General features: G+C 63.5%; 10 protein-coding genes and 1 pseudogene. 7 read left to right on the top strand and 4 right to left on the bottom strand.

What is annotated here, in order from left to right; all coding sequences use genetic code 11:
• On the top strand, window positions 1-155 hold a 155-nt coding region (locus tag QZ213_RS21270; protein ID WP_291688067.1), incomplete at its 5' end, for an acetoacetate decarboxylase family protein.
• A gap of 220 nt (window positions 156-375) precedes the next feature.
• Window positions 376-1,158: a DUF2189 domain-containing protein gene (locus tag QZ213_RS21265; protein ID WP_291688066.1), complete on the top strand. Its 783-nt coding sequence runs from the start codon at window positions 376-378 to the stop codon at window positions 1,156-1,158.
• 111 nt (window positions 1,159-1,269) lie between these two features.
• Here QZ213_RS21265 and QZ213_RS21260 read toward each other — a convergent pair whose 3' ends face one another.
• The 3 genes from QZ213_RS21260 to QZ213_RS21250 are packed head-to-tail and all read right to left on the bottom strand — an operon-like array spanning window position 1,270 to window position 2,553.
• Entirely contained in the window at window positions 1,270-1,782 is a 513-nt protein-coding gene (locus tag QZ213_RS21260) for an SRPBCC family protein (protein ID WP_291688065.1), read from the bottom strand.
• Window positions 1,779-2,246, bottom strand: a complete 468-nt coding sequence (locus QZ213_RS21255) for an SRPBCC family protein (RefSeq protein ID WP_291688064.1) — start codon at window positions 2,244-2,246, stop codon at window positions 1,779-1,781. The genes QZ213_RS21260 and QZ213_RS21255 overlap by 4 nt, the downstream gene beginning before the upstream one ends.
• The gene (locus tag QZ213_RS21250; RefSeq protein ID WP_291688063.1) at window positions 2,239-2,553 is read right to left on the bottom strand and encodes a helix-turn-helix domain-containing protein; all 315 of its coding nucleotides are present in this window, start codon (window positions 2,551-2,553) and stop codon (window positions 2,239-2,241) included. Before QZ213_RS21250 ends, QZ213_RS21255 begins: the two co-directional genes overlap by 8 nt.
• 126 nt (window positions 2,554-2,679) lie before the next feature.
• Here QZ213_RS21250 and QZ213_RS21245 point away from each other — a divergent pair, with 126 nt between their 5' ends.
• The 3 genes from QZ213_RS21245 (at window position 2,680) to QZ213_RS21235 (ending at window position 5,579) form a co-directional block, all read left to right on the top strand.
• The gene (locus tag QZ213_RS21245) at window positions 2,680-4,125 is read left to right on the top strand and encodes a hypothetical protein (protein ID WP_291688062.1); all 1,446 of its coding nucleotides are present in this window, start codon (window positions 2,680-2,682) and stop codon (window positions 4,123-4,125) included.
• Between the two features lie 12 nt (window positions 4,126-4,137).
• Complete coding sequence (locus tag QZ213_RS21240) at window positions 4,138-4,695, top strand: hypothetical protein (protein WP_291688061.1); 558 nt, start codon at window positions 4,138-4,140, stop codon at window positions 4,693-4,695.
• A 266-nt stretch (window positions 4,696-4,961) separates the two neighbouring features.
• Entirely contained in the window at window positions 4,962-5,579 is a 618-nt protein-coding gene (locus QZ213_RS21235; RefSeq protein WP_291688060.1) for a LysE family translocator, read from the top strand.
• A gap of 6 nt (window positions 5,580-5,585) precedes the next feature.
• Here the strand turns inward: QZ213_RS21235 and QZ213_RS21230 are convergent, their stop codons facing one another.
• Window positions 5,586-6,389, bottom strand: a complete 804-nt coding sequence (locus tag QZ213_RS21230; RefSeq protein ID WP_291688059.1) for an N-formylglutamate amidohydrolase — start codon at window positions 6,387-6,389, stop codon at window positions 5,586-5,588.
• Window positions 6,390-6,491: 102 nt separating this feature from the next.
• On the opposite strand from QZ213_RS21230, the gene QZ213_RS21225 reads away from it, so the two are divergent.
• Together QZ213_RS21225 and QZ213_RS21220 are read left to right on the top strand one after the other, a co-directional pair.
• Window positions 6,492-7,382, top strand: a complete 891-nt coding sequence (locus QZ213_RS21225) for a transglutaminase family protein (RefSeq protein ID WP_291688058.1) — start codon at window positions 6,492-6,494, stop codon at window positions 7,380-7,382.
• A 2-nt stretch (window positions 7,383-7,384) separates the two neighbouring features.
• Window positions 7,385-7,761, top strand: a pseudogene (locus QZ213_RS21220) (transglutaminase family protein); the annotation flags it as partial.

Below are 7,761 nucleotides of genomic sequence, written 5' to 3'. Positions count from 1 at the left end.
AGGCCTGGACCGGCCCGGCGGCGCTCGGCCTATTCCCGCACGCGCTCGCCGACGTGGCAAAGCTGCCGGTGCGCGAGGTGGTATCCGCGCTGCACTTCAGGGCGGATCTCACGCTGGGCCTGGGGACGGTCGCGTTCGATTATCTGAAGAAGTGACTCAGTCAATCCGGTGCGTCGAAGACGCCGACCTCGGTGCGCAACGGCACATCGGGGAGGATTGTTACTCCCGCTCGTGGCGAGGGATGAAGAAGAGATTGCTGCAGCCGCGCATTTCAAAATCAGCTCAGCCGGCCCTTCGCGCCAGGATTGACTCAAATCAACACGCGCCCCCCAATGCCCGGCACCATCTCTCACAACAAGTTGGGAGGGAAGGCCGATGACATCCGTCTCCGGCAAGGTCGATCCGGTGGTGCGGCGGATCAGTACCGCCGACATCGCGGAAGCGCTCGGGCAGGGCTTGCGCGATTTCCAGGCTATGCCGCTCTACGGGCTGCTGTTCGGCGCGCTCTATGCCGGCGGCGGCGTTGCGATCCTGCTCTGCCTGACCGCGTTCGGCCTGGTTTATCTGGCTTATCCGCTGGCGGCCGGTTTTGCGCTGATCGGCCCGTTTGTCGCTATCGGGCTTTATGAACTGAGCCGGCGGCGCGAGACGGGGCAGCCGATCTCGCTTCCCGCCATCTGGTCAACCGTGATCTCGCGCGGCGAAATCGGCTGGATGGCCTTCGTCACGCTCTTCGTCTTCGTGATCTGGATGTACCAGGTGCGCCTGTTGATCGCGCTGCTGATCGGCCTCAACGCCTCGTTCTCCAGCCTGCGCGAATTCATCACGGTGGTGCTCACCACCAATGAGGGGCTGGTGTTCCTCGCGATCGGCAACGTCGTTGGTGCCGCGCTGTCGCTGATTTTGTTTTCGCTGACCGTGGTGTCGTTTCCGCTGCTGCTCGACCGCGATGTTGATTTCGTCACCGCGATGATCACCAGCGTCCGCGCGGTCGTGACCAGCCCGGTGCCGATGATCGGCTGGGCCGCCATCATCGTGGTGCTGCTGATCGTCTCGTCGCTGCCGTATTTTCTCGGCCTGCTGGTGACGCTCCCGGTGCTCGGCCACGCCACCTGGCATCTGTATCGGCGCATCGTCGCGCCGGTGCCCAATTCCTAACCGTCAATGCCGGGCTTGACCCGGCAATCCATCGACTTCGAAAGAATCTTTTGCGAAGATTGATGGATACGCAGGTCAAGCCCGCCTATGACGATCACATTTGTCGAACCGCTACGGCGTCGCGATGCCCATTTCCTTCAGCGCCGCCAGCATCCGCTGCGGCGGCGCCATCTTGATGAGCAACGGATTTCCCGTCTCCAGCAGGCTCTTCAGGCTCGACAGGATCGCGGGCCAGCCCTGGCGGCCGCCGGAGAGGATGTCGTCGCTGAGCGGCCGGTCGTGCGACTCGGTCATGGTGAGCCGGACGGCCTCGCCGGCAGGCTCGATCTCGTAGGCCACCAGCGTCGGTCCGAGCTTTTCGACCAGCGCCGGCCAGTTGACGTTGAAGGTGACGGTGAGCTTCTTCGGCGGATCGCATTCGATCACCTCGCCGGAGATATGCAGCGCGCCATCCGGCGTCCGCATGATGTACGCGCCACCTATCCTGAGTTCGATTTCGACCGAATTGCCGAAAAAATATTTCCGGGAAAATTCGGCCGATGTCAGCGCTTTCCACACCTTCTCCGGCGTCGACGCAATGTAGATGGTGTAGACGGTCATTGGCTTGAAATTGGCGACGTTCATTCCATTCCCTCGATGTCGAGCGCGGCGATCGGGATCGCCAGCGCGGTGCCGGTTTCCAGCAGGCTCTTGAGACTGGCCAGGATCGCCGGCCATCCCTTGGAGATGCCGTCCAGAAGCTCGGAGCCCGCGGCGAAGTTTTCGTGGGTCAGCGTCAGCTTCACCAGATTGCCGTGCTGTTCGAGCGTGAACACCACCTTCGTCGGCGGCTGCTTGCGCGCTTCCTTGTTCAGCACATGATGGAAGGTGTAGGACAGCCGTCGCGGCGGATCGGCCTCCAGGATTTCCCCGACATCGGTAGTGGTGCCGTTCATGACCAGCGCGAAGGGCGAGCCCACCTTGAAGTCGGATTGCAGCTCGGTGTTGAACCAGTAGCGCTGCGAGAATTCGCTCGTAGTCAACGCCTGCCACAGCTTTTCGGGCGTGGTCTCGATGTAGGTGACATAGACGAATTCCGGTTTACTCATCACGCTTCTCCAGCTGCTTCTTCAACTCGCTGAGCGCGGTCAGTTTTCCGCGCTCGAATTTCCTGATCCACCGCTCGCCGATCTGATGGATCGGCACCGGGTTGAGGTAATGCAGCTTCTCGCGGCCATGCCGGAGCGTGGTAACGAGGTTGGCCTGTTCGAGAATGACAAGGTGCTTGGTGACCGCCTGCCGCGTCATGGCGATGCCGTCGCAGAGTTCGTTCAGGGTCTGGCCGTTTCTGGCGTGAAGCCTGTCCAGCAGCGACCGTCGCGAAGCATCGGCCAGTGCTTTGAAGACGTCATCCATGGCTGAGATAATAGGCAACCAAATGGTTGCATGTCAAGAGGGTGCTTTGGCGCGTTCATTTCGCTGTGCTAGCGTCGCGCTCCGGCCAAACAAAAAAACGGTTCAACAGCCTGGGTGGAAAAAAGCATGACCGGTCGCATCAAACTGGCAACCTATCTCTGTGTCTCTTTCGTCGCGTGCGGGGGCTTCGCTTCTGCCCAGCAACAGCTCATCGGCGCGCCGCCGGAAGCCTCCAACATGCGGCTGGTCGGAGCCAACGATCTGCAGGCGCGCAGCGCCTATCAGCCGACCATCCATCATCAGGGCGACCGCTGGATCGCCTATATCGGCCATCACGGCGGCACCGACGCGGTTCCCGACCCGGTCAATCCGTTGACCGGAAAGGCCGAGCCGAACGGCACCTCGGTCGTCGACGTCACCGATCCCGCGAATCCCCGATATTTGCGCCACATTCCCGGACAGGAAGGCAAGTACGAGGGCGGTGGGGCGCAGATGGTGCGCGTCTGCGACGGCAAAACGCTGCCCAAGGGCGATCGCAACGCAGTCTATATGCTTCGTACATTCGGCAACGAGGCGCACGAAATCTGGAACGTCGCCGATCCCGCCAACCCCGTTTTGATCACGCGGCTCGGCGGGTTGAAGGACACCCACAAGAGCTGGTGGGAATGCGACACCGGCATCGCCTTTCTGGTCTCGGGCGCGCCGGACTGGCGCACCCGCCGCATGACGCAGGTCTATGACCTCAGCGACCCCGCGCATCCGATTAAAATCCGCGACTTCGGCCTGCCGGGCCAGGAGCCGGGTTCGACCGGCGCGGTGCCGACCGAAGTGCACGGGCCGATCTCGACCGGCCCGCAAGGCAACCGGGTCTATTTCGGCTACGGCACCGACAAGGGTGGCTTGCTGCAGATCGTCGATCGCGACAAGCTCATCAGTGGCCCGAAGGAGCCGACGCCGGACAATCTGCGCTATCCGGAAATCTCACGGCTGGCGATGTCGGCCTTCAACGGCGCCCACACCACCTTTCCGATGCTGAAAATGCCGATCGCCGAATTCGCCCGCGACAAGGACGGCCAGGCCCGCGACATCGTCATGATCGTCGACGAGGCGATCCTGAACGAATGCGGCGAGCCGCGGCAGATGGTGTGGTTCGCCGACGTCACGGTCGAGAGCCGTCCGATGATGATTTCGAGCTACACGGTGCCGGAGGCCAGCGGCTCGTTCTGCGAGCGGGGAGGGCGGTTCGGCTCGCACTCCTCCAACGAGAGCATGGCGCCGGTCTATTACAAGAAGATGGCCTTCATCGCCTTCTTCAATGCCGGCGTGCGGGCGCTCGACATCCGCGATCCCTATCATCCCGCCGAAGTCGGCTATTTCATCCCCTCGATCACGGCGTCGACCGACAAGCGCTGCGTCACCGTTGACGGCAAGGATCGCTGCAAGGTCGCGATCCAGACCAACAATGTCGAGACCGACGATCGCGGCTATATCTACATCGTCGATCGCGCCAATACCGGTCTGCATATCCTGGAACTCACCGGCGACGCGCGCAAAGCCGCCGGGTTGCCTTAAGAGGTTTGCGTCATGCGCCGCCTGATTGCCATTCTGATTGCGGCGCTGGCGTTCGGCGCCTTGTCCGGTTTTGCGGCGTATCAAAAGGTGCGCCCGCAAGACGGCGGCATCGGCGATGTCAATTGGCGGGAGATCGCCTGGCCGTTCCCGCGCGACGGCTGGCCCGCGGGGCGCGCGTTTCGCTGCCGGGCTGAAGCCTGCGGCGAGGGGATCGAGCTCTACGTGCGGCCGAAGATCGGCTTCTGCAACTGCGATTCGGGCGTCGCCGACGACGATGAGGTGGACCGCGTCGCCGATCTCGACATGATCACGCAAAACTTCGCGCCGCGCGCGCCCGGCGGCGTCGTTCGCATCGCCGACATGTCCGGCCGCGCGCGGGCCTACGACCTCGACATGTCCGACGGCTCACACCACGCCGCCGTCGGCATCGCGGTGGCGCACCGCTGCGATCTCCTGGTCGCCGTGGCGCAGGGCAGGGGCACTGCGGCCGAAGTTGAGCGTGCCGCGTTGGCGTTTCTGGGCGCCGGCGACATGAAGCGCTGGATGACGGCGGCGCTCGGCGGCGGGTGAGGCGGGCTTCTTCCCTTCTCCCCTTGTGGGAGAAGGTGGCGCGAAGCGCCGGATGAGGGGTCTCTATCCGCGGAGACAGACCCCTCACCCGTCCGCGATGCTTCGCCGTAGCCGATGCAATAGCATCGGCGTGTTTTCTAAAAACGGCGGCCGGAAGGTCGCCTACGCACCCTCTCCCACAATTGGAGAGGGAAGAAAGCGCTGCTTCCGCCGCTCGTCCAATCATGCATAATGCAGCGATCCCTTTTCCTGCGCACGAGCCCCCCATGTCCCTCAACGTCTATCTCGCTTTCGTCGCCGCCTGCATCGTGCTGGCGCTGATTCCGGGTCCGGTGGTGACGCTGGTGATCGCCAATGGGCTGCGGCATGGCACGCGCGCGGCGCTGACCAATATCCTGGGCGTCCAGGCGGGGCTGGCGATCGTGATCGGCATCGTCGCGATCGGGCTGACCTCGCTGATGGCGACCATGGGTTACTGGTTCGACTGGGTGCGCTTTGCCGGCGCCGCCTATCTGGTCTGGCTCGGCATCAAGCTGATCCGCTTCCCGGTCGAAGGCGTCAATGCCGACGAACCGCCGCCTCCGCCGCGCGGCGGCTTCTTCCTGCAGGGTTTTCTGGTGCTGCTGTCGAACCCCAAGGTGCTGGTGTTCTTCGGCGCGTTCATTCCGCAGTTCATGGACATGAGCCGGGATCATTTCTCGCAGGTGGCGCTGCTCGGCGCCACCTTCATGGTCACCGGCGCGATCACCGATTCGATCTATGCGCTGTTGGCCGGCCGCGCCCGAAAATTCTTTTCAGGTCCACGGACGCGGCTGGTGTCGCGCGTCTCCGGCGGCTTCATGATCGGCGGCGGCATCTGGCTGGCGCTGGCGCGGGCGCGCTAGTCGCGATTAAATCATCCCCCGCTCCCGCAACGCCGCTTCGATCTCGCCAAAGATCCGCGCCAGCCGGCCCGCCCATTGCTGCTGGCCGGCCTGGTCTGTGATCAGGTCCTGGCGGATTTCGATGCCGCTGTTCATCAGCCCGCGCTTCTCGCCGTGAACGGGAATGGTGTAGTCGGTGTCGTCGCTGACCGCATAGGGCTCGTTGTCGCCGACCACGAGATCGGGCTCGGCGCGCAAGTATTTTAACAGCAGCGGCGGCAGCCTTGTATCGCGCTGATACAGCGTGCCGATATGCCAGGGCCGCGCGACGCCGGCGTAGACAGGCGTAAAGCTGTGCAGCGACACCAGCAACGTGGGGACACCGTCGCGCAGGCGGGCCTCGATCACCTCGTCGATGCGGCGGTGATAGGGATCGAAGATCGCCGCCTGCCGCGCCTCGGCCGTCGATGGCGATATCCCTTCATTGCCGGGGATGACGGTCGCCTCGCTGAGGCGCGGGATCGAGCTCGGCGCTTGCGGCGGACGATTGCAGTCGATCACCAGCCGCGAATAACGCTGCGCGATCAGATGGGCGCCGAGCTGCTTCGACAGCGCATTCGCCACCCCGGCAATGCCGACATCCCAGGCGATATGCCGCTCGAACTCGCTCGCCGGCAGCCCGAGATCGCCGAGCGCGCGCGGAACGGTGCGGCCGTAATGGTCGCAAACCAGCAGGAACGGCGAGCGCCCAGTGGCATTATCCTCGAGCACCGGCGGAACATCCCGGGCATCCAGGAGTAATGAAGTGTCGCCAATACCTTCCAAATCCATGTTTCCTTGCTCGTTTGCCTAGCGAAGCAGCATATCGATTTAGAAATAAGCAGGGATCAGTATAGATTGCACCGCCTAAAATCATAATTATTGTGGTCGACGATGCCGCTGCTGACGATTCATCACAAGACCGAATATCGCTATGCGCACCCGGTGGCGTTCGGCGAACATCGCATCATGCTGCGTCCGCGCGATGGCCATGATCTGCGCGTGCTGTCGAACAATCTGGAGATCTCGCCGCAGCCGATGTCGCTGCGCTGGATTCATGACGTGTTCGGCAACAGCGTCGCGATCGCGACCTTCGACGAGCGCGCCGATCTCCTGTCATTCGTCAATACCGCGACCGTCGAGCACAATCCGGCCGAGGAGTACACCCTGACCCCGGACGAGGCGGCCTATTTCTATCCGTTCGTCTACGACGACGAGGAGTTTCCCGACCTCGTGCAATTCATCACGCCGCAATATGGCGACCCGCAGGGCGAACTGTCGGCGTGGGCGCGGAATTTTCTCGACGCGGAAGGGCCTACCCCGACCTTCAAGATCCTCAGCGAAATGACCCATGGCATCCGCGAGGCCTTCACCTACCGCAAGCGTCACGAGCAGGGCACCCAGCATCCGCTCGACACCCTGCAGCTCAAGTCCGGCACCTGCCGCGACTATGCGCTGTTCATGATCGAGGCGCTGCGCCGGCTCGGCATCGCCGCGCGCTTCGTCTCCGGCTACATCGCCATCCCCGGCGATCGCGCGCATGGCTATGTCGGCGGCGGCAACACCCACGCCTGGGTGCAGGTGTATCTGCCGAGCGCCGGCTGGATCGAGTTCGACCCCACCAACGGCATCGTCGGCACCCGCGACCTCGTGCGCGTCGCGGTGGCGCGCGATCCGCGCCAGGCGATTCCCCTGCACGGCAGCTATCTCGGTTCGGCCGACGCCTTTGTCGGCATGGAGATCGGCATCAACGTCGTTTCCGTCGGCGAGGAGGCAAACGTCTGACCATGGAAATCAAGGTGGGTTTCGACATTACCTACGCCGCGCCGCAGCCGACGCCGATGGTGATCATGCTCTCGATCCACCCGTCGCGCCGTCAGGACATCATCGGCACGGAAGCCATCACAGCCGAGCCCGGCGTTCCCATCAGCTTCTACCGCGACAGTTTCGGCAATATCTGCGGCCGGCTGATGGCCCCTAGCGGTGGCGTGACGCTGCGCGGCCATGCGCTGGTGCGCGATTCCGGGTTGCCCGATCGGGTGGCGCCCGACGCGCAGCAGGTGCCGATCGACCAGCTGCCCGACGATTTGCTGCTCTATCTGATGGCGAGCCGCTACTGCGAAACCGACAAGCTGACCGACATCGCCTGGTCGCTGTTCGGCAC

The organism is Bradyrhizobium sp., assembly GCF_017881085.1.
GTDB lineage: Bacteria > Pseudomonadota > Alphaproteobacteria > Rhizobiales > Xanthobacteraceae > Bradyrhizobium.
The sequence above is the reverse complement of the archived record's forward strand: the minus strand, read 5'-3'. Positions and strand labels throughout refer to the sequence as shown.

What these genes read in the sequence shown, in the direction of transcription:
- QZ213_RS21265 (WP_291688066.1), top strand. Translation starts at nt 376, where the DNA reads ATGACATCCGTCTCCGGCAAGGTCGATCCGGTGGTGCGGCGGATCAGT.
- QZ213_RS21260 (WP_291688065.1), bottom strand. Translation starts at nt 1,782, where the DNA reads ATGAACGTCGCCAATTTCAAGCCAATGACCGTCTACACCATCTACATT.
- QZ213_RS21255 (WP_291688064.1), bottom strand. Translation starts at nt 2,246, where the DNA reads ATGAGTAAACCGGAATTCGTCTATGTCACCTACATCGAGACCACGCCC.
- QZ213_RS21250 (WP_291688063.1), bottom strand. Translation starts at nt 2,553, where the DNA reads ATGGATGACGTCTTCAAAGCACTGGCCGATGCTTCGCGACGGTCGCTG.
- QZ213_RS21245 (WP_291688062.1), top strand. Translation starts at nt 2,680, where the DNA reads ATGACCGGTCGCATCAAACTGGCAACCTATCTCTGTGTCTCTTTCGTC.
- QZ213_RS21240 (WP_291688061.1), top strand. Translation starts at nt 4,138, where the DNA reads ATGCGCCGCCTGATTGCCATTCTGATTGCGGCGCTGGCGTTCGGCGCC.
- QZ213_RS21235 (WP_291688060.1), top strand. Translation starts at nt 4,962, where the DNA reads ATGTCCCTCAACGTCTATCTCGCTTTCGTCGCCGCCTGCATCGTGCTG.
- QZ213_RS21230 (WP_291688059.1), bottom strand. Translation starts at nt 6,389, where the DNA reads ATGGATTTGGAAGGTATTGGCGACACTTCATTACTCCTGGATGCCCGG.
- QZ213_RS21225 (WP_291688058.1), top strand. Translation starts at nt 6,492, where the DNA reads ATGCCGCTGCTGACGATTCATCACAAGACCGAATATCGCTATGCGCAC.